The sequence below is a fragment of the Enterobacter sp. AC1 genome (genome assembly GCF_050434705.1).
GTDB lineage: Bacteria > Pseudomonadota > Gammaproteobacteria > Enterobacterales > Enterobacteriaceae > Enterobacter > Enterobacter cloacae_L.
In genome coordinates, this window is the sequence record NZ_JBNDIZ010000002.1 from 194,417 (window position 1) to 212,749 (window position 18,333).

General features: G+C 57.3%; 19 protein-coding genes. 8 read left to right on the plus strand and 11 right to left on the minus strand.

Annotation, left to right across the window (positions count from 1 at the left end; genetic code table 11):
* Window positions 1–89 precede the first annotated feature (89 nt).
* Window positions 90–1,235: a porin gene (locus tag M2433_RS05785; protein WP_429053596.1), complete on the plus strand. Its 1,146-nt coding sequence runs from the start codon at window positions 90–92 to the stop codon at window positions 1,233–1,235.
* A 93-nt stretch (window positions 1,236–1,328) separates the two neighbouring features.
* On the opposite strand, the gene mnmH is transcribed toward M2433_RS05785, so the two are convergent.
* The 6 genes from mnmH to ppiB form a co-directional block, all read right to left on the minus strand.
* The gene (gene mnmH, locus M2433_RS05790) at window positions 1,329–2,399 is read right to left on the minus strand and encodes a tRNA 2-selenouridine(34) synthase MnmH (protein WP_429053594.1); all 1,071 of its coding nucleotides are present in this window, start codon (window positions 2,397–2,399) and stop codon (window positions 1,329–1,331) included.
* Window positions 2,400–2,484: 85 nt separating this feature from the next.
* Window positions 2,485–3,552, minus strand: a complete 1,068-nt coding sequence (purK, locus tag M2433_RS05795) for a 5-(carboxyamino)imidazole ribonucleotide synthase (protein WP_252000664.1) — start codon at window positions 3,550–3,552, stop codon at window positions 2,485–2,487.
* Window positions 3,549–4,058 (minus strand): 5-(carboxyamino)imidazole ribonucleotide mutase, encoded by a 510-nt coding sequence (gene purE, locus M2433_RS05800; protein ID WP_006809824.1) that lies wholly within the window; start codon window positions 4,056–4,058, stop codon window positions 3,549–3,551. Before purE ends, purK begins: the two co-directional genes overlap by 4 nt.
* Before the next feature lie 171 nt (window positions 4,059–4,229).
* Window positions 4,230–4,439, minus strand: coding sequence for a YdgH/BhsA/McbA-like domain containing protein (locus M2433_RS05805; protein WP_429053592.1), 210 nt, complete (start codon window positions 4,437–4,439; stop codon window positions 4,230–4,232).
* A gap of 139 nt (window positions 4,440–4,578) precedes the next feature.
* Complete coding sequence (gene lpxH, locus M2433_RS05810) at window positions 4,579–5,301, minus strand: UDP-2,3-diacylglucosamine diphosphatase (protein WP_429053591.1); 723 nt, start codon at window positions 5,299–5,301, stop codon at window positions 4,579–4,581.
* Window positions 5,302–5,304: 3 nt separating this feature from the next.
* A complete protein-coding gene (gene ppiB, locus M2433_RS05815; RefSeq protein WP_010428247.1) occupies window positions 5,305–5,799 on the minus strand; it encodes a peptidylprolyl isomerase B in 495 nt (164 codons plus the stop codon).
* 174 nt (window positions 5,800–5,973) lie between these two features.
* Here ppiB and cysS point away from each other — a divergent pair, with 174 nt between their 5' ends.
* Complete coding sequence (cysS, locus tag M2433_RS05820; RefSeq protein WP_429053590.1) at window positions 5,974–7,359, plus strand: cysteine--tRNA ligase; 1,386 nt, start codon at window positions 5,974–5,976, stop codon at window positions 7,357–7,359.
* Window positions 7,360–7,451: 92 nt separating this feature from the next.
* Here the strand turns inward: cysS and M2433_RS05825 are convergent, their stop codons facing one another.
* The 5 genes from M2433_RS05825 to folD form a co-directional block, all read right to left on the minus strand.
* On the minus strand, window positions 7,452–7,973 hold the full coding sequence (locus tag M2433_RS05825) for a metal-dependent hydrolase (RefSeq protein ID WP_429053589.1): 522 nt from the start codon (window positions 7,971–7,973) through the stop codon (window positions 7,452–7,454).
* Window positions 7,974–8,046: 73 nt separating this feature from the next.
* Window positions 8,047–9,063 (minus strand): Mal regulon transcriptional regulator MalI, encoded by a 1,017-nt coding sequence (malI, locus tag M2433_RS05830; protein ID WP_429053588.1) that lies wholly within the window; start codon window positions 9,061–9,063, stop codon window positions 8,047–8,049.
* Between the two features lie 86 nt (window positions 9,064–9,149).
* Window positions 9,150–10,649: a PTS transporter subunit EIIC gene (locus M2433_RS05835; RefSeq protein ID WP_429053586.1), complete on the minus strand. Its 1,500-nt coding sequence runs from the start codon at window positions 10,647–10,649 to the stop codon at window positions 9,150–9,152.
* A 226-nt stretch (window positions 10,650–10,875) separates the two neighbouring features.
* On the minus strand, window positions 10,876–11,088 hold the full coding sequence (gene ybcJ / locus M2433_RS05840; RefSeq protein ID WP_010428256.1) for a ribosome-associated protein YbcJ: 213 nt from the start codon (window positions 11,086–11,088) through the stop codon (window positions 10,876–10,878).
* A 1-nt stretch (window position 11,089) separates the two neighbouring features.
* Window positions 11,090–11,956, minus strand: a complete 867-nt coding sequence (gene folD, locus M2433_RS05845; protein ID WP_008499332.1) for a bifunctional methylenetetrahydrofolate dehydrogenase/methenyltetrahydrofolate cyclohydrolase FolD — start codon at window positions 11,954–11,956, stop codon at window positions 11,090–11,092.
* A gap of 310 nt (window positions 11,957–12,266) precedes the next feature.
* Between folD and fimA the strand changes: the two genes are divergently transcribed.
* The 6 genes from fimA to sfmF all read left to right on the plus strand — a co-directional run bounded on the left by fimA (window position 12,267) and on the right by sfmF (window position 18,302).
* Window positions 12,267–12,830 carry a type 1 fimbrial major subunit FimA gene (fimA, locus tag M2433_RS05850; protein WP_429053584.1) on the plus strand — a complete coding sequence of 188 codons (564 nt, stop codon included), beginning with the start codon at window positions 12,267–12,269 and terminating at the stop codon, window positions 12,828–12,830.
* A gap of 68 nt (window positions 12,831–12,898) precedes the next feature.
* Window positions 12,899–13,444 (plus strand): type 1 fimbrial protein subunit FimI, encoded by a 546-nt coding sequence (fimI, locus tag M2433_RS05855; protein WP_429053583.1) that lies wholly within the window; start codon window positions 12,899–12,901, stop codon window positions 13,442–13,444.
* Window positions 13,445–13,478: 34 nt separating this feature from the next.
* Entirely contained in the window at window positions 13,479–14,171 is a 693-nt protein-coding gene (gene fimC, locus M2433_RS05860) for a type 1 fimbria chaperone FimC (protein ID WP_429053582.1), read from the plus strand.
* Window positions 14,172–14,185: 14 nt separating this feature from the next.
* Window positions 14,186–16,750, plus strand: coding sequence for a fimbrial biogenesis usher protein (locus tag M2433_RS05865; protein ID WP_429053580.1), 2,565 nt, complete (start codon window positions 14,186–14,188; stop codon window positions 16,748–16,750).
* Window positions 16,751–16,763: 13 nt separating this feature from the next.
* Window positions 16,764–17,768 carry a type 1 fimbria D-mannose specific adhesin FimH gene (gene fimH, locus M2433_RS05870; RefSeq protein WP_262804942.1) on the plus strand — a complete coding sequence of 335 codons (1,005 nt, stop codon included), beginning with the start codon at window positions 16,764–16,766 and terminating at the stop codon, window positions 17,766–17,768.
* Between the two features lie 9 nt (window positions 17,769–17,777).
* A complete protein-coding gene (gene sfmF / locus M2433_RS05875; RefSeq protein WP_429053577.1) occupies window positions 17,778–18,302 on the plus strand; it encodes a fimbria assembly protein in 525 nt (174 codons plus the stop codon).
* Window positions 18,303–18,333 lie beyond the last annotated feature (31 nt).

Sequence of the window (18,333 nt, forward strand, 5' to 3'; positions counted from 1 at the left end):
AACATTAAAAACCCGCCCACACAGGCCGATTATTTCCAGTTAATATTCACCAGCTAAATATTTAGCAGCGTGTCTATTAAGGAAAAATAATGACTATAAAAAAATCAGCGCTGGCGGCAACGATCGGCGCGGCAGTGGCATTCACGTCCTTCGCTTCTCAGGCGGAAATCACCGTTCTTAAACAAGATCCTCAGGCGGGTAACCCGCTGAGCCGCCTGAACTTCACCGTTGGCGGCAGCATCCGTCCTCAGTTCCAGAACATGACCGGCGACGACGGTAAAAACAGCTACAAGCGTAACGGCTTCGACGGCGGCACCCGTTTCCGTTTCGCAGCAGATTACTACCTGTTTGATGACATCAGCTGGATCAGCTACTACGAGCTGGGTGTGAACATTCCCGCACAGTTTGACTGGGATCACCACTACGCCGAAGGTGCGCACGACACCACGCGTCGTATGCTCTACACCGGTCTGAAGAGCGACACCTGGGGTACGCTGACCTTCGGTCAACAGAACAGCGTTTACTATGATGTGGTTGGCGTGAAAACCGATATCTGGGACTATGACATGATTGGTCAGGCGCCAGGTAACGGGATCAACGGCGACTACGACGGTTCTTATCGTTCACGCCAGATGCTGAAATATAAGAAAACCGTGGGCGATGCCGATATCTATGCATCCTACCTGTTTGAAGACAGCGAATACCTGCCGGGCAACGGCCTGCGCTACAAGCGTAAAGGCGGCGGTTCACTGGGTCTGGATTACCACCTGACCACCGATCTGACCTGGGGCGCCGCGTGGAACTACACCCGTGCGGATATGCGTAACCCGGACAACGGCGACAGCAAAACCTACGACCAGAACATCCTCGGTACCGCGCTGAGCTGGACGCCGGATAACTGGACCTTCTCCGCAGGCGGCGGCTGGTATCAGAACTTCCTGACCACCAAAAAAGTGTCTGTAAACGACTACTTTGCCGGTGACGCGTGGGGTATTGAATACTTCGCCGGTTACAAATTCCCAATTGGTCAGTACGCGGTTAAATCCATCCAGCCTTACTTCATGGGCGACCGTATTGAGTACGTGAACGGCCGTAACTACCAGCGCATCGACAACGGCGTGGGTATCAGCTTCCAGCTGGACTACGGTTTCCGCGTGGATTACGAACACGTGTTCACCTCCAGCACCGACAACCTGGGCGACATGAACCTGGTGCGTCTGCGTTACGACTTCTAACCCTCACCCTAACCCTCTCCCTGAAGGGGAGAGGGAACAGACGGATAGAACTTCTAGGCCGGGTAAGGCGTAGCCGCTACCCGGCTTTCTTTTTCAGCGATCAAGCCACTCAGCAATTTCTTCAAACGTCCCGCGATACACAATCTTCTCCGCTTTCTTCTCCAGCTGATAGCCGTACATCGGGTCGTAATAGTCCTTCAGCAGCGGCGCAAGCCAGCTGAAGTGTGCGTTCGTGCTGCCAGAGCGTTGCTGTTCCAGCAGCGCGGAATCTAACAGCGCGGTGAATTCTGCATACCGCTGCAGCCCCAGACGGCGGCGAATGGCGAACAGGCCGTGGTGCAGGTACCCGCTGTACTCATTCCAGCCCGCTTCCTCGCCGTATGCGGCAGAAAAGTCCGCCCACATATGGTCGAAATACTCTTCGCGCAGGCGCTCAAGACGAATGTCAAACGGGTCCTCCACCACGACGATAGGGGCTTCAGTCATGCGGTCGCGCAGGCATTCCGGCAGGTGGTTGGAGCCAATCATCCGGCCCTCGTCTTCCAGCACCCAGCGCGCGGCATCTTTTTTCAGCAGCTCAACGGCAAGGTGATTTTCAAAGCTTGCCTGGGAAAGCTGTGGCGTGAGGGTGCGACCAAACGACGAACCGCGATGGTGCGCCAGCCCTTCCAGATCGATTCCCTGCGCGTGCTGCTTCACCAGCAGCGTTTTACCGTTTCCGGTACAGCCGCCGATGAGCACCATCGGTTTTTGCGACTGCTCGATGGTCGCCTGAATCGCCGCCTGACGCAGGGCCTTATAGCCGCCGCGGATCAGCGGGTAATCGACACCCGCCTCTTTCAGCCAGGCCTGGGAGATATGCGAGCGCTGGCCGCCGCGCGCGCAGCAGAGAAAACCCTCAGGATGGGCAAGGCAGGCTTCGCGCCAGGCGTTGATGCGCGCATCGCGCGTCTCACCCTTTACCAGACTGTGGCCGAGCGCCAGCGCGGCCTCGGGGCCCTGGCGTTTATAGCAGGTGCCCACGGCGGCGCGTTCGTCGTCGTTCATCAGCGGCAGGTTAAGGGCAGCGGGCATCGCGCCCTGGGCAAATTCGATCGGCGCGCGAACGTCGATTAAAGGGGTATCGGACGCGAGGATCGCGCGATAGTCCGTTCCATCGTTCATGGGTATTCCAGAAAAAAGCTAAGCAGCAATGGGCGGGAATTGTACGCCGGGGAAAGAGGAGGTCAACTCCCCGGCGGAGGGAGCGCTATTTAAGCTTTGATTGTGCCCAGACAATGCCGCTCGCATATTCCGGCGGCAGGAGAGGGATCATCGCTTCCAGCGTGGCGCTCAGGCGGTCCGTGTCGCTGTCGTTCAGGTTCAGGTGACCCACTTTACGACCCGCGCGAACCTCTTTGTCATACCAGTGCAGGTGCACCAGCGGCAGCTTCAGCCAGTCGTAGTTCAGATCGGTACCGATCAGGTTGATCATCACCGACGGGCTGTTCACCACCGGCTGGGGCAGCGGCAGGTCGGTAATGGCGCGCAGATGGAGTTCGAACTGGCTGATGGACGCACCGTTTTGCGTCCAGTGGCCGCTGTTGTGCACGCGCGGCGCGAGTTCGTTGATCAGCAGACCGGACGGGGTGATAAAGCACTCCATCGCCATGACGCCTACATAACCCAGTTCGTGCATGATGGCAGAGAGCATATCCTCCGCCTGCGCCTGCTGGTCGGCATTGGCGTGCGGGAAGGCCACGCTGGTGCGCAGGATACCGTCCTGATGCAGGTTATGCGTCAGAGGGTAAAACACCGTGCGGCCATCGTGCCCGCGCGCGCCAACCAGCGACACTTCACCGCTGAAGTTGATGCCCTGCTCAACGATGCATTCGCCGTAGCAGTCATCCGGCAGCTCGGCGGTGTCGTTCGCGCGCAGACGCCACTGGCCGCGGCCGTCGTAGCCACCCACGCGGCGCTTCACGATTGCCAGGTCGCCCAGCATCGCGAAGACGTCATTCCACTCGCTTTTATCGGACAGGAGCTGCCACGGCGCGGTCGCGAGGCCGAGCTTGTCGAACAGCTGCTTTTGCGTCAGGCGGTCAGCAATAATTGGGAACACATCGCGGTTAACAAAGGCGTTGTGACGCGCCAGCTCGCGTGTCAGGGCCGTCTCCGGCCAGCGTTCGATCTCGGCGGTGATCACGCTCTGGTGGAACGGCACGGCTTCAGGTTCAGCATCCAGCCCGACGGGCCAGACGGCAATACCCAGCGGTTCACCTGCCTGGCGCAGCATGCGGCCCAGCTGGCCGTTACCGAGGACGCAAACCTGCTTCATGCCGCACCCCGCGGGTCTGGATTGTCCAGCACCTCGTCGGTCTGGGCTTTACGCCATTCGGCCAGACGCTGGTGCAGGTCTTTATCGTGAGTCGCCAGGATTTGGGCTGCCAGCAGGGCGGCGTTTGCCGCACCCGCTTTGCCAATCGCCAGCGTGCCGACCGGAATACCGCGCGGCATCTGAACGATGGAGTAGAGGCTATCAACACCGCTTAACGCGGCGCTTTGTACCGGGACGCCGAGAACCGGCACCAGCGTTTTGGCGGCAATCATGCCTGGCAGATGTGCTGCGCCGCCCGCACCGGCAATAATCACCTCATAACCGTTCTCTTCGGCGCTTTCGGCGAAGCTGAACAGTTTGTCCGGTGTACGGTGTGCGGAGACCACTTCTACGTGGTGCGGAACATTCAGGATTTCAAAGATTTCGGCGGCGAACTGCATGGTAGCCCAGTCGCTTTTGGACCCCATCACGATGGCGACACGCGCCGGATTATTGCGGGAAGACATGCGTCTTAAAACTCCTGTGGTGCGAAACACACTGCTTTCGAGGGCACAGAGAATAGCATGTTATACGGGCAAGGAAAACGGTTGCGCGGTTAAAAGGTGAGCCGTTGTTGCCATTCATTCATAACAAAACAGACCGCATTCTGGCGGTCTGTTTTCGTTGTGCGGCAATCATTATTTGGTCAGTTCTGCGGTCATGTGCACGCGGTTGTTGAACTGTGCGCTGGTGATTTTATAAGAGGCACCCTGTTCAGCGGCCTGAGCGGCGATTTTCGCTTCTGCGCGGTCAAGGGTTGAACCGGTTGCGCTGACGCTCTGAGCGAAAGCACCGAAAGAAGCCAGAGAAAATGCGGCAACTGCAACGAAAGTTTTGATGGATTTCATGGTCGTATTCCTTAAGTAATTTATCTGGGATAGGGCATGTTGCCCTGATGTGATAAATAATAGACCGACCATGGGCTGATTAAAATCGAAACAATTTGCCGATATCATTCAATTAAATTGAATGAATTTTGCGCGAGGATTAAAACGGGAAAGCGATCAGCTCGACGCCTTCGGGCGTGACTTTGACCATCGATCCTTCGCTGTGCCAGGCGCCCAATACCACGCGGTGCGCGGGCTTGCCGTTGGCGATAAGGGAATGCACGTCAGGACGATGGGTATGGCCGTGAATGAGCCACTGGACGCGGTGCTTTTCCATGACGTTGACAACCGCCTGCGGGTTAACGTCCATGATGGTCATGGATTTGCTGCTGTTGGCGGCTTTACTGCCCGCACGCATTCTGGCAGCGATGCGGTTGCGGATGAACAGCGGCAGGGCCAGGAACAGCGTTTGGATCCACGGGGTGTGGACTTTGGCGCGAAACGCCAGGTAGCCGGTATCGTCGGTGCAGAGCGTGTCGCCGTGCATGATCAGGATCTTGCGGCCGTAGAGGTCGAGCACCTGTTCTTCCGGCAGCAGCGTCATACCGCTTTCGCGGGCGTAGCGCTTGCCGAGCAGGAAATCGCGGTTGCCGTGAATGAAATAACAGGGGACGCCAGAATCAACCAGCGCTTTTATGGCCGCAGCCATTTCACGGTGCAGCGGATTAGGGTCGTCGTCGCCGATCCAGGCTTCAAAGAGATCGCCCAGGATGTACAGCGCATCGGCGCTTTTCGCTTCACCGCGTAAAAAACGCAGAAAACCGGCGACGATCGCCGGTTCTTCCGTTTGCAGATGCAGATCTGCAATAAAGAGTGTCGCCACGAATTACTCGCTGACGGTCACGCTTGTAATCACAACGTCTTCTTTAGGAACGTCCTGGTGCATACCGCTGCGGCCGGTAGAGACGGCTTTGATCTTGTCAACCACGTCCATGCCTTCAACCACTTCTGCGAATACGCAGTAGCCCCAACCCTGCAGGCTTTCGCCGGAGAAGTTCAGGAAGTCGTTGTCAGCCACGTTGATGAAGAACTGCGCGGTTGCAGAGTGAGGCGCCTGAGTACGGGCCATCGCCAGCGTACCGCGGGTGTTTTTCAGACCGTTGTTCGCTTCGTTTTTGATCGCTTCTTTGGTTTCTTTCTGGTTCATGCCAGGTTCAAAACCGCCGCCCTGGATCATAAAGCCGTTGATCACACGGTGGAAGATGGTGTTGTTGTAGAAACCTTCGCGGCAGTAGTCCAGGAAGTTTTTAACTGTTTCAGGCGCTTTGTCATCAAAGGTTTTGATTACGATATCGCCATGATTAGTGTGGAAAGTAACCATTTTTGCATCCTGTTCCGTTATTGTGGTACGTCGACCCGCGTTCGGGTCATATATAGGGGCTTGTTATAGCATAACCACAGGATGCGATCACCTTGCATTGTGTGCTGCTTCGGGTTTGAATTACGGGTAGAATACCCGGTTTTCAACCACACACGTGTTTACATGGAATCTTCGATGTTAAAAATCTTTAATACAATGACGCGCCAAAAAGAGGAATTTAAACCTATCCATGCCGGGGAAGTCGGCATGTACGTGTGTGGTATTACGGTTTACGATCTCTGTCACATTGGCCATGGCCGTACCTTTGTCGCCTTCGACGTGGTTTCGCGCTACCTGCGTTTTCTGGGGTACAACCTGAAATACGTGCGTAACATCACCGACATCGACGATAAAATCATCAAGCGCGCTAATGAGAACGGCGAGAGCTTTGTGGCGCTGGTCGATCGTATGATCGTGGAGATGCACAAAGATTTCGACGCCCTGAATATTCTGCGTCCGGACAGCGAGCCGCGCGCCACCCACCATATTCACGAAATTATCGACATCACCGAAAAGCTGATCGCGCGCGGTCACGCCTATGTGGCGGACAACGGTGACGTGATGTTCTCGGTGCCGACCGACCCTACCTACGGTTCGCTTTCCCGCCAGGATCTGGACCAGCTCCAGGCCGGCGCGCGCGTTGACGTGGTTGACGTGAAGCGCAACCCGATGGACTTCGTGCTGTGGAAGATGTCCAAAGAGGGCGAACCAAGCTGGCCATCCCCGTGGGGCGAAGGCCGCCCGGGCTGGCACATTGAATGCTCGGCGATGAACTGCAAACAGCTGGGCAAACACTTCGACATCCACGGCGGCGGTTCAGACCTGATGTTCCCGCATCACGAAAACGAAATCGCGCAGTCCACCTGTGCCCACGGCGGCGAATACGTGAATTACTGGATGCACTCCGGGATGGTGATGGTTGACCGCGAGAAAATGTCCAAATCGCTGGGCAACTTCTTCACCGTGCGCGACGTGCTGAAGTATTACGACGCGGAAACCGTGCGCTACTTCCTGATGTCCGGCCACTATCGCAGCCAGCTGAACTACAGCGAAGAGAACCTCAAGCAGGCGCGCTCGGCGCTGGAGCGTCTGTACACCGCGCTGCGCGGAACCGACAGGTCTGTTCCTGCCGCTGGCGGCGAGGCGTTCGAAGCGCGCTTTGTTGAGGTGATGAACGATGACTTCAACACCCCGGAAGCGTACTCCGTGCTGTTCGACATGGCCCGCGAAGTGAACCGCCTGAAGTCAGAGGATATGGCCGCGGCGAATGCGCTGGCGGCGCACCTGCGTAAGCTCTCTTCCGTGCTTGGCCTGCTGGAGCAGGAGCCGGACGCGTTCCTGCAGAGCGGTGCGCAGGCGGACGACGGCGAAGTGGCGGAAATTGAAGCGTTAATCAAAGCGCGTCTGGAAGCGCGTCAGGCGAAAGACTGGGCGGCGGCAGATGCGGCGCGTAACCGTCTGACCGAGATGGGGATCATTCTGGAAGACGGCCCGCAGGGAACCACCTGGCGCCGTAAGTAAGTCTGGTGCGCGCTGATGCCCTCACCCCAGCCCTCTCCCACAGGGAGAGGGTGCAAACACCAAAAACGGCAACGAGAGTTGCCGTTTTGCTTTTACCTCCGCCTCCACCACAGCAACCCCATCACCACCACACCCGGCAGCCACACCCACATCAGTTCAGAGAGAATGACCTGGTGCCCGTACGGCGTGGTGTAGCGTGACAGCGCAAACGGCGCGACCTTAATCACCTGCCACGGCGCAAAGAAGCGTTCATCTGACCACGGCCACAGCCAGCCGACGCCTTTCCCGCCCGTTGTTATTGAGTCCAGCAGGCTGTGCGACAGCAATGACACGGTTAAAAACAGCCAGCACCGGGTCAGGCTCGCCCGGAACCATCGTCGGCCAATCAGCACGCAAAGTATCGGCACCACAAAGGCAAACAGCAGGGAGTGGGTAAAGCCGCGATGGCCGAAAACGTTGCCGTAAGCGACGCCGAACTTAAACGCCAGCACGTCGGCGTCCGGCAGCATGGCGAGGACAATTCCGGCGAACAGCAGGCGGGGAGGAACAACTTTTGTTCCCAGACCTAAGCCCAGGCAAAGGGGAACAGCAGCGTGTGTAATGACGGTAGGCATTGTGATTATCCATGGCAAATCATGGAAATATAGCAGTCATCTTGCGCTAAAAGACCCGTGCGAAATTCTGATTTTACGCCGACTCGCGCGCGATAAGCTGCCCGGAGAGCGTAATACGCTGCGTTTGCAGCGTCGGCTCCTTCAGCGTGCGAATAATCAGCCCGGCCGCCTGACGCCCCGTCTCTTCGCTGGCGGACGAGACGTAGGTAAATGACGGCGAGGTGAGGTTAACGTGCAGCATATCTTCGAAACCGACCAGCGCGACCTGCTGCGTCAGAAACACATCTTTACCCACAGTACGTCCGACCTGATGAATACCGGAGATGGAGCCGATCATCGCATCCGGCGAGTGGCAGAGCAGGGCGGTAATGGTGTTGTTTTTTTCCAGCAGCTGGCGGGTGGCGAAACCCGCGGCCAGCGTGTCATCGCTGCAGGCCGGCGAGAATTCATCGCGCCAGACCAGGCCGTTTTGCGTCATCGCGCTGCGAAAGCCGAGCAGGCGCTGCTCGCGGATAAGGCAGCCTTCACGCCCGCCAATGTAGGCGATATTGCGGTGGCCGCGCTCGATAAGATAACGCACCGCCAGATTTGCCGCCTGGCGATTATCGCGCATCACGAGGTTGCATTTTTCATCCAGCAGGGACTGAGAGACCACCACCAGCGGCAGCGGGCAGCGGCGAATCTGTTCCGGCAGGGTGGACGTGCGGGTGTCCGAGGCCAGATAGATAACCCCGGCAACGCCCTGCTGCTTAAACGACAGCAGGCAGCGCTCGAGATGATCGGCGTCGTTCTGCGGCTGGCCGAGAAAAACCATATATCCCTGTTTTTCCAGCTCCTGGACGATGCTTGCCATCACCCTGATGGAGAAGCTGTCGCTAAAGTCGCGGAGGATCAGACCAATCAGGTTGGAGGTGTTGGCGCGGAGGTTGGCAGCGGCGACGTTATGAACATAGCCCAGCGTATTGATGGCAGCGTTGACCTTCCCGATCGTGGCCTCTGAGATTTTCCCTTTCTGGCGCAGCACCAGCGAGACGGTTGAGACCGAAACGCCCGCGTGCTTTGCGACATCAATAATGCTGACTTTCTTCAAAACCGCTCCCTGAATTTAACCGATTATCAGCCAGATACGACAATGCGTCTCCCAGCGTACAGGAGACGCGTCGTTCAGGCATCTTATTATTTGCCGATCATGGTGGACATGGTCTGGGCGATAAACTGTGCTCTGGCACCGAAAATCACCTGAATACCGTTGTCGCCGACGAAGACCACGCCGCGCGCGCCGAGCCCGTTCAGGCCATCTCTGTCTACCGCCTCGCTTTTTGCCACTTCCAGGCGCAGGCGGGTGATGCAGGAGCCGACGGAGTCGATGTTATGCGCCCCGCCCAGCAGGGTGATGATCTCGGTTGCGAGCTCGGAATCAGACTTCTCATCCGCGTTAGCGGTGACTTCCGTGCGGCCTGGCGTTTTCACGTCGAAGCGGCGGATCACAAAGCGGAACGTGAAGTAATAGATCAGGCCCATTGGAATGCCGATGATAATGGCATTCAGGAAGTTGGTCTGGTAGCCGTTGAAGGACGGCAGGATCCCGAATGACAGGTAGTCGATAAAGCCTGCAGAGAACGACTTGGCGATATGCGCATGCAGCAGATACATGGTCATGTACGCCAGACCCGCCATGATGGCGTTAAAGACGTAGAGAATCGGCGCCACGAAGATAAAGGTAAACTCAACCGGTTCGGTGATCCCCGTCAGGAAGCAGGTGAGCGCCGCGGAGAACAGAATACCGGCCGCGATTTTTTTATTCTTCGTATGGGCTTCGTGATACATCGCCAGGCACGCGGCGGGCAGCGCGAACAGCATCAGCGGGAATTCACCCTGCATGAACTTACCGGCGTTCTGATAGGTGTCGCTGCTGAAGGATTTCACCCCCTCTTCCAGCATCTTGAACCAGATGGTCTGGTCGCCGTGGATAATCTGGCCGGCCTGGGTAGTGTAATCCCCGAACGAATACCAGAAAGATGGGTACCAGATATGGTGCAGACCGAGCGGGATCAGCGCGCGCTCCACCAGACCGAAGATAAAGGTCGACGCCGCCTGGTTATCGCCGTTAACCACCACGGAGAGCGCGTCGATACCGGCCTGAATATGCTGCCAGACGTACGGCAGCAGCAGCCCCATCAGGAATGAGAGGAACGCCGTTGCAATCGCCACGAAGCGCTTGCCGGAGAAGAAGCCCAGGAATTCCGGCAGCTGCATGGTGTGGAAGCGGTTATAGCACCAGGCCGCGAGAATACCGCAGATCAGGCCGCCGAAGACGCCCATTTGCAGCGTCGGGATGCCGACGACCATGGCGTATTTTCCGCCCTGAGAGGCCATTTCCGGCGTGATGCTCAGCACCGTACTGATGGTGATATTGGTGACAAACACCGAGACCGCCGCAGAGAGCGCCGCAATGCCGGATTCCGACGCCAAACCCACGGCAGAGCCAATGGCAAACAGCATCGGCAGGTTATCAAAGATCACCCCGCCCGCGTTCATCATCAGCGGTAGATGAAACTTATCGCCGAAGGCCAGCAGCAGGCCCGCAGCGGGAAGCAGTGAAATTGGCAGCATTAAGGCGCGACCAATCATCGATAACTTAGACAGCGATTTAACAAACCCTGATATCAGACTCATGCTGATTTCCCCCGAGTAGCGCTTTTTTTAGCGCTGTTATTGTAAGTAGAACGTTTTAGTAGAACGTTCTACTTATCGTGGGCAAAGAGTGAAAAACGCGCAACCGAATTTTCACTTTTCAACAGAGGAAATAGTGATTATTTGAAGTTGATCGATAAATAACCGTGATGGGTGTGAGGGGATTTTTATCCCCTCTCCCTGTGGGAGAGGGTTAGGGTGAGGGGACTCAGGCCGTAACGGTCACGCTCTGACCTTCAAAGCTCACGGTCTGGCCCGCAACAATTTTGCAGCGCTTGCGCGTTTCTACCGCGCCGTCGACTTTTACTCGCCCGTCGGCGATAACAATTTTCGCCTGCGCGCCGCTTTCGCTCCAGCCTTCCAGCTTCAGCAGATCGCACAGCTCAACGTGCGGATGTTTACCTAATGAAAAAGTCGCCATCTTACGCGTCCTCTACGTCGTGATATTCTTCGCATGCCTGCAACGTATTCTGAATCAGTGTTGCTACGGTCATCGGGCCTACGCCGCCCGGTACCGGCGTGATGTAAGAGGCGCGAGCCGCGGCATCTTCGTACACCACGTCGCCGACCACTTTGCCGTTTTCCAGACGGTTAATTCCGACGTCCACGACAATTGCACCCTCTTTAATCCATTCGCCTGGAATAAAGCCCGGCTTACCGACCGCGACGATCAGCAGATCGGCATTTTCTACGTGATGACGCAGGTTTTTGGTGAAGCGGTGGGTAACGGTGGTGGTGCAGCCGGCCAGCAGCAGCTCCATGCTCATCGGACGGCCCACGATGTTGGACGCGCCGATAACCACGGCGTTCAGGCCATAGGTGTCGATATTATAACGCTCCAGCAGCGTCACGATACCGCGCGGCGTGCACGGACGCAGACGCGGCGCGCGCTGGCACAGGCGGCCAACGTTGTACGGGTGGAAACCGTCAACGTCTTTATCCGGTGCGATACGCTCCAGCACCTTCACGTTGTCGATACCTGCCGGCAGCGGCAGCTGAACCAGAATACCGTCGATCTCTTTATCGGCATTCAGGGTGTCAATAAGTTCCAGCAGTTCTGCCTCGCTGGTGGTTTCCGGCAAATCGTAAGAGCGGGAGACGAAGCCGACCTCTTCACACGCTTTGCGCTTGCTGCCGACATAAATCTGCGATGCCGGGTTGCTGCCAACCAGCACAACGGCCAGCCCGGGGGCGCGTTTTCCGGCGGCTTTACGCGCCTTCACTTTTTCCGCGACCTCAGAGCGCACCTGCTGCGCAATCGTTTTACCGTCAATAATCTTTGCTGCCATCAGAGAGAAGATTCCGTCTGTAACGTTTGAAAGGGGGGATTGCCTGTATTTTGTCAGAAGCGAGCGCCGCTGTCAGTCACCCTTTACGCGTTTTTATCAGTGAGACGCAAAAACCCTTCTTAACGGGTGGTCAATTTCTTAGGCGGGATTAGGATGTGACCTGGCGAAATGGCAGCGTTTTGACATATTTAAAAAACGCGTCCTGAGCTACTTTGTCTCCTCCGAAATAAGCTTTCAATTAACCAATTGAACGTATTTCTTATTCCCGATTATTCGCGGGAAGGGTTATTTACATTTTAAAGGAATAGACATGAAACTCAGCAACATTGCTTCTACTGTTATTGCTACGTTGGCCCTGGTTTCGGGTGCCGCAAATGCAGCAGACCCTGCTACCCCGGTTTCCGTAAATGGCGGTACCGTACATTTTAAAGGTGAGCTGGTTAATGCTGCTTGTTCAGTAAATACTGATTCTTCCGAGCAGACCGTTAATCTGGGTCAGTATCGTACCGCGAAATTCACTAAAGTGGGCGACACCACCTCCAATATTCCATTCAACATTGAACTGAACGATTGCGATCCGCTGGTAGCGAAAACCGCAGCCGTTGCGTTCACCGGTCAGATCGACCCAACCGACAAAACTCTGCTGGCAGTGTCCTCCGGCAGCAACGACAACACCGCGAAGGGCGTAGGTATCGAGATCCTCGACAGCAAATCCAGCGTTCTGACGCCGGACGGTGCAACCTTCTCTGCCGCGCAGACGCTGATCGAAGGGACTAACACCCTGAAGTTCACCGCGCGTTATAAATCAACGGCTGCGACCACCGAGCCAGGCCAGGCAAACGCTGACGCCACCTTCGTAATGAAGTACGAGTAATTCCTCCGCACAGGGATGTTCAGGCCTCACGGATGAGGCCCGTCATACGCAAATGCCAGGAACGAAGGATGACAAGGACCGGAACACTACTGCTGTTAACGCTTGCGATGGCTGGCCCGGTATCGGCGCATACCGTGGTGATCGAAGGCGGCAAAGTGCATCTCAGAGGTGAGCTGGTGAACGGCGGCTGCGCCGTGGCGCCGGACAGCCAGAATATGCGCATCGACATGGGGCAGTACCGAACCAATTCATTTTCCGGTGTGGGCAGCTTTTCCACCGTAAATGTGCCTTTCACCGTGCGGCTGCTGGACTGCAGCGTTGATGTCTCGCGCACCGTAGGGATCCAGTTTCAGGGCGTCACGCCCGCAGAAGATCCGCAGGTCTTTCTGGCGACATCGCGACCGGGTGAAACACCTGTCAGCAGCGGCGTTGGACTGGCGCTCTTTGACGAACAGCAGCGTCAGATTATCCCGAATGCCACGGCCGTCAGCTGGCTACCGGTCGATACCCGCGAGCTGGCGTTCCATTTTAGCGCCCGCTATCGGGCTATTTCCGAACACCTCGAGCCAGGCAGAATTCAGTCGGATGTCTGGTTTACGCTGATTTATCCATAACACCTGCGAACACAATATTAAAGGTACGGTTGTGATGAATACCCTAATTAAACCAGGACTTTTTTTATCGTTTATTTTAATGATGGTTTCTGCATGCGCGAATGCGTCCGGCGGTATTGCGCTGGGGGCCACGCGCGTTATTTACCCGGCCGACGCGAAGCAAACGTCGCTGGCGATTACCAACAGCAACAAACAAGAACGCTATTTAATTAACGCGTGGATCGAAAATGCGAACGGGCAAAAAGAAAAAACCTTTGCCGTTACCCCGCCATTGTTTGTGAGCGAGCCGGACAGCGAAAACACGCTGCGTATTATTTACGCCGGCCCTGTACTGCCTGCCGATCGCGAATCGCTCTTTTACATGAACGTAAAAGCGATCCCGTCAGTAAACAAAGCCAAAACCGAAAACAATAACGTGCTGCAGCTGGCGATTCTCTCGCGCATCAAGCTGTTTGTGCGCCCGAACAACCTGGCGATGCAGCCGGAAGAGGCGCTTTCCCAGCTGCGGTTTGAGCGTGCCGGCAACCATCTTAAAGTCAGCAACGCGTCTCCGTATTACATCACTCTGGTCAATCTGAAGCTGGGCGGGCAGACGCTGGATAACCTGATGGTTGCACCGAAAAGCTCGGCGCAGCAGGTGCTGCCAGCCGGTGCCGGCGGCACGCTTTCCTGGCAGAGCGTGAATGACTACGGTGCTATCACGCCGGCGCGTAGCGTTAACCTGTGAACAGAGTCAGGGCGATGAAAAACCACCAGGGACGTTACTGCCCGGTTGCACTGGCGCTGATGGCGGCGCTCTGGCCGCAGGCTGGCTGGAGCGAAAGCTATTTCAACCCGGCCTTCCTGTCCGACGACGCCGCCAGCGTGGCGGATTTGTCGCGTTTTGAACAAGGGCACCAGCAGGCACCCGGCGTTTATCGCGTGGATATCTGGCGTAACGATGAGTTTATCGGTACCCAGGACGTGCGCTTTGAGCAGGCCGAGAACACGCCGCCCGTGGCGGGTGGGTTGTCGCCGTGTATTACCCGCGCGATGCTCGATCGCTTTGGCGTCAATGCCGCGGCGTTTCCCGAGCTGGCTAACGTGCAGGGCGAGACCTGCGTTCCGCTGGCCACGGCCATTCCCGGCAGCGAAACGGTGTTCAACTTTGCCTCGCAGCGTTTGAACGTCAGCCTGCCGCAGGTGGCGTTGCAGAACAGCGCCCGGGGCTACATTCCGCCTGAACAGTGGGATGAAGGCATCCCCGCCGCACTGGTGAACTACAGCTTCACGGGCAACCGGGGAAGCGAGGACGACAGCTACTACCTGAACCTGCAGAGCGGGCTTAACTACGGCGCCTGGCGTTTACGTAACAACGGCGCGTGGCGCTACACGCAGAATAACGGGCAGCGGCACAGCGAGTGGCAGAATATTGGCACCTGGGCGCAGCGCACCGTTATTCCGCTGAAAAGTGAACTGGTGCTGGGCGACAGCAATACCGGAAATGACGTTTTCGACAGCGTGGGCTTTCGCGGCGGTCGGCTCTTCTCGTCGGACAGCATGTATCCGGATAGCCTGCAGGGCTACGCACCGACCGTGCGCGGGATCGCCCGGACGCCCGCCAAAGTGGTGGTGCGTCAGAACGGCTACGTTATCTATCAAAGCTACGTGCAGCCGGGCGCATTTGCCATTACCGATCTCAACCCGACCTCCTCAAGCGGCGACCTTGAGGTGACGGTCGAAGAGAAAGACGGCTCCCCGCAGCGCTATACCGTGCCGTACTCCACCGTGCCGCTCCTGCAGCGTGAAGGGCGCTGGAAGTACGACCTCGTCGCGGGGGATTACCGCAGCGGCAACAGCGATCAGGATACGCCGTTCTTCACCCAGGGTACCCTGATTACCGGCCTTGCCAACGGCTATACGCTCTACGGCGGGACGCAGCTGGCGTCACGCTATACCGCGGTGGCCATCGGGGCCGGTAAAAACCTCGGCGACTGGGGCGCGGTCTCGCTTGATATCACCCATGCCCGCAGCCAGCTCGCGGACGACAGCAAACATGAAGGGCAGTCTCTGCGCTTCCTCTACGCGAAATCCCTTAACGGCTTCGGCACCAACTTCCAGCTGCTGGGCTACCGCTACTCCACAAAAGGGTTTTATACCCTGGACGATGTCGCCTGGCGCTCGATGGAAGGCTATCAGTATGCCGACAGCCAGAACGATAACGATGTGCCGGACGTGCAGAGCTATCACAACCTGACGTGGAATAAAAAAGGCCGCTTCCAGCTCAACGTTTCTCAGTCGCTGGGGGATTACGGCTCGGTGTACATCTCCGGCAGCGAGCAGACCTACTGGGGAACGGACGAGACGAACCTCTGGTATCAGCTGGGGTATGCGGGGGGCGTGAAGGGGGTTAACTACTCCGTTTCGTGGTCGTGGAACAAATCCGTCGGGATCGACGGTACTGACCGGATCGCGTCGTTTAACGTCTCCGTGCCGTTCAGCCTCTTTACCCGCCAGGGCTATCGCCGCGACAGCGCCATCGACAGGGCCTACGCCACGGCATCCGCCAGCCGAAACAGCGATGGCGACACAAGCTGGCAAACCGGGGTCAGCGGCACGCTGCTGGAGGATCGCAACCTGAACTACAGCGTGACCCAGGGACACACCAGCACCAACGGCTCAAGCGGGAGCGCCAGCGCCAACTGGCAGGCAACCTACGGCACGCTGGGCGTGGGCTACAACTACAGCCGCGATCAGCACGATCTCAACTGGCAGCTCTCCGGCGGGGTGGTCGGCCATGCTGACGGCGTGACCTTCAGCCAGCCGCTGGGCGACACCAACGTGCTGATCAAAGCCCCGGGGGCATCAGGCGTCAGCGTTGAAAACCAGACCGGCGTAAGAACCGACTGGCGAGGCTATGCGGTGATGCCGTATGCCACCGTCTATCGCTATAACCGCGTGGCGCTGGATACCAACACCATGAGCAACAACACCGATATCGAAAATAACGTGAGCAGCGTGGTGCCGACCAAAGGCGCGCTGGTGCGCGCCAGCTTTGATACCCGCATTGGCGTGCGCGCCCTGCTGACGGTGATGCGCGGCAACCAGCCCGTGCCGTTCGGCGCGGTGGTCCGTGAAACCCAAAGCGGCGTGACCAGCATGGTGGGGGATGACGGACAAATTTACCTGAGTGGGCTGCCGCTGGAAGGCGAACTGCTGATCCAGTGGGGCGACGGGGCACAGTCCCAGTGTCGCGCGCACTATCGCTTGTCACCTGAAAGCCAGAACCAGGCCATTACCATGGCGGGGGCAAGCTGTGATCGTTAACGAGGTTCCAAAGATGCGCATTTTACGCAACGTAATGAGCTTTGCGCTGCTATGCAGCGCGATGCCCGCATGGGCAACGGTTTGCCAGAACTCCACTGGCGTGGCGAAGGATATCTCCTACGATCTCTCAAACGTTTTTAACAGCTCCAACAACAAACCGGGGCAAATAGTGACCCTTGCGCAAAAGTCCGGGCTGGTCGGCGTAAATGCTATCTGCCCCAAAGGAACTAGCGGGAAGTCGACGATGCGTAGCTACGTCACCAGTCTGCCGGTAACGACGGTGATTGATAGCTATAAGTATGTCCAGCTGAACGACTACCTGGATGGCGCAATGCAGATCCACGATGACTTCGCGGGTACGTTCTACCCGCCAGCCAACTATATCCAGATGGGGCAGCACCCTAACGTTCCGAACAACAAGGCGTTTCCGGTTACCGACTCGAAGCTGGTCTTCCGCCTGAGAGTCACGCGGCGGTTTATCAATATGGTGGTGATCCCTCAGCAAACCATGTTTCGGGTGTATGTGACGACCACGGCATCTGACCCGCTGAATACGCCGGTGTATACCATCAGCTATAGCGGAACCATTCAGGTACCACAGAGCTGCGCGATAAATGCCGGGCAGGTCGTGGAGTTTGATTTTGGCGATATTGGCGCATCGCTGTTCAGCCAGGCGGGTGCCGGTAATCGTCCTCAGAAAGTCTCACCGCAGAGCAAAACCATTGCGATTAAATGTACGAACGTGGAGGCCAACGCTTATCTGACGATGCGCATCGAGGCGGAAAAAGTCTCTGGCAACGCCTTGATCTCCGATAACCCCGATCTGGGTTTTGTGGTGGCGAACGACAGCGGGGCTCCTCTGACGCCTAACAACCTGAACAGCAAAATACCGTTCCGCCTGGACGACAGCGCGCAGGCGCAGGTAGGGATTCGGGTATGGCCGGTGAGCATTACGGGGAATAAACCCGCAGAAGGCCGCTTCACCTCTCGCGGCTATCTTCGCGTGGATTACGATTAAGGGGGAGAGATGCGGAACTGGAAAGGACATTTCACTGCGGTGGCCATGGCGATGCTTCAGGCAAACGCGTGGTCAGCCACAGCGCTGGGCGAGATCAACATTCAGATGTCCGGCAACATTGTCGATTTCACCTGCGTCGCGGAGGGCAGCGATAGCGACAAGACCGTCACGCTGGGCACCTGGCCCACGAAACAGCTCGGCTCCACCGGGAGCCGCACGCAGCCCATGCCGTTTACGCTGAAGCTGACCGGCTGCCCCCCGGGGGCAGCGTCCATTACGTTTTCGGGTAAAGCCGACGGCAGCAATAACGGTTTGCTGGCGCTGAATGACGCCAGTACAGCAAGCCGTGTCGCGGTGGAGATCAGGGATGCGGATAAAACGCGTCTGGCTCTCCAGCAGGCCAGCCAGCCGGTTTCGGTTGATGCACAGGGGAATGCAACGTTGTCGTTTTATGCCAATTATATCGCCACTGCCGATGACCCTCAGCCCGGTCGGGCTGATGCAGATGCCACCTTCATGATTAATTATAATTAGCACTGACCGCACTCCCTGAAGCTCAGCTAAG

Bases quoted from the DNA above. Each gene is read 5' to 3' on its own strand.
- M2433_RS05785 (WP_429053596.1), top strand. From the start codon at position 90: ATGACTATAAAAAAATCAGCGCTGGCGGCAACGATCGGCGCGGCAGTG.
- mnmH (WP_429053594.1), bottom strand. From the start codon at position 2,399: ATGAACGATGGAACGGACTATCGCGCGATCCTCGCGTCCGATACCCCT.
- purK (WP_252000664.1), bottom strand. From the start codon at position 3,552: ATGAAGCAGGTTTGCGTCCTCGGTAACGGCCAGCTGGGCCGCATGCTG.
- purE (WP_006809824.1), bottom strand. From the start codon at position 4,058: ATGTCTTCCCGCAATAATCCGGCGCGTGTCGCCATCGTGATGGGGTCC.
- M2433_RS05805 (WP_429053592.1), bottom strand. From the start codon at position 4,439: ATGAAATCCATCAAAACTTTCGTTGCAGTTGCCGCATTTTCTCTGGCT.
- ppiB (WP_010428247.1), bottom strand. From the start codon at position 5,799: ATGGTTACTTTCCACACTAATCATGGCGATATCGTAATCAAAACCTTT.
- cysS (WP_429053590.1), top strand. From the start codon at position 5,974: ATGTTAAAAATCTTTAATACAATGACGCGCCAAAAAGAGGAATTTAAA.
- M2433_RS05825 (WP_429053589.1), bottom strand. From the start codon at position 7,973: ATGCCTACCGTCATTACACACGCTGCTGTTCCCCTTTGCCTGGGCTTA.
- M2433_RS05835 (WP_429053586.1), bottom strand. From the start codon at position 10,649: ATGAGTCTGATATCAGGGTTTGTTAAATCGCTGTCTAAGTTATCGATG.
- ybcJ (WP_010428256.1), bottom strand. From the start codon at position 11,088: ATGGCGACTTTTTCATTAGGTAAACATCCGCACGTTGAGCTGTGCGAT.
- folD (WP_008499332.1), bottom strand. From the start codon at position 11,956: ATGGCAGCAAAGATTATTGACGGTAAAACGATTGCGCAGCAGGTGCGC.
- fimA (WP_429053584.1), top strand. From the start codon at position 12,267: ATGAAACTCAGCAACATTGCTTCTACTGTTATTGCTACGTTGGCCCTG.
- fimI (WP_429053583.1), top strand. From the start codon at position 12,899: ATGACAAGGACCGGAACACTACTGCTGTTAACGCTTGCGATGGCTGGC.
- fimC (WP_429053582.1), top strand. From the start codon at position 13,479: ATGAATACCCTAATTAAACCAGGACTTTTTTTATCGTTTATTTTAATG.
- M2433_RS05865 (WP_429053580.1), top strand. From the start codon at position 14,186: ATGAAAAACCACCAGGGACGTTACTGCCCGGTTGCACTGGCGCTGATG.
- fimH (WP_262804942.1), top strand. From the start codon at position 16,764: ATGCGCATTTTACGCAACGTAATGAGCTTTGCGCTGCTATGCAGCGCG.
- sfmF (WP_429053577.1), top strand. From the start codon at position 17,778: ATGCGGAACTGGAAAGGACATTTCACTGCGGTGGCCATGGCGATGCTT.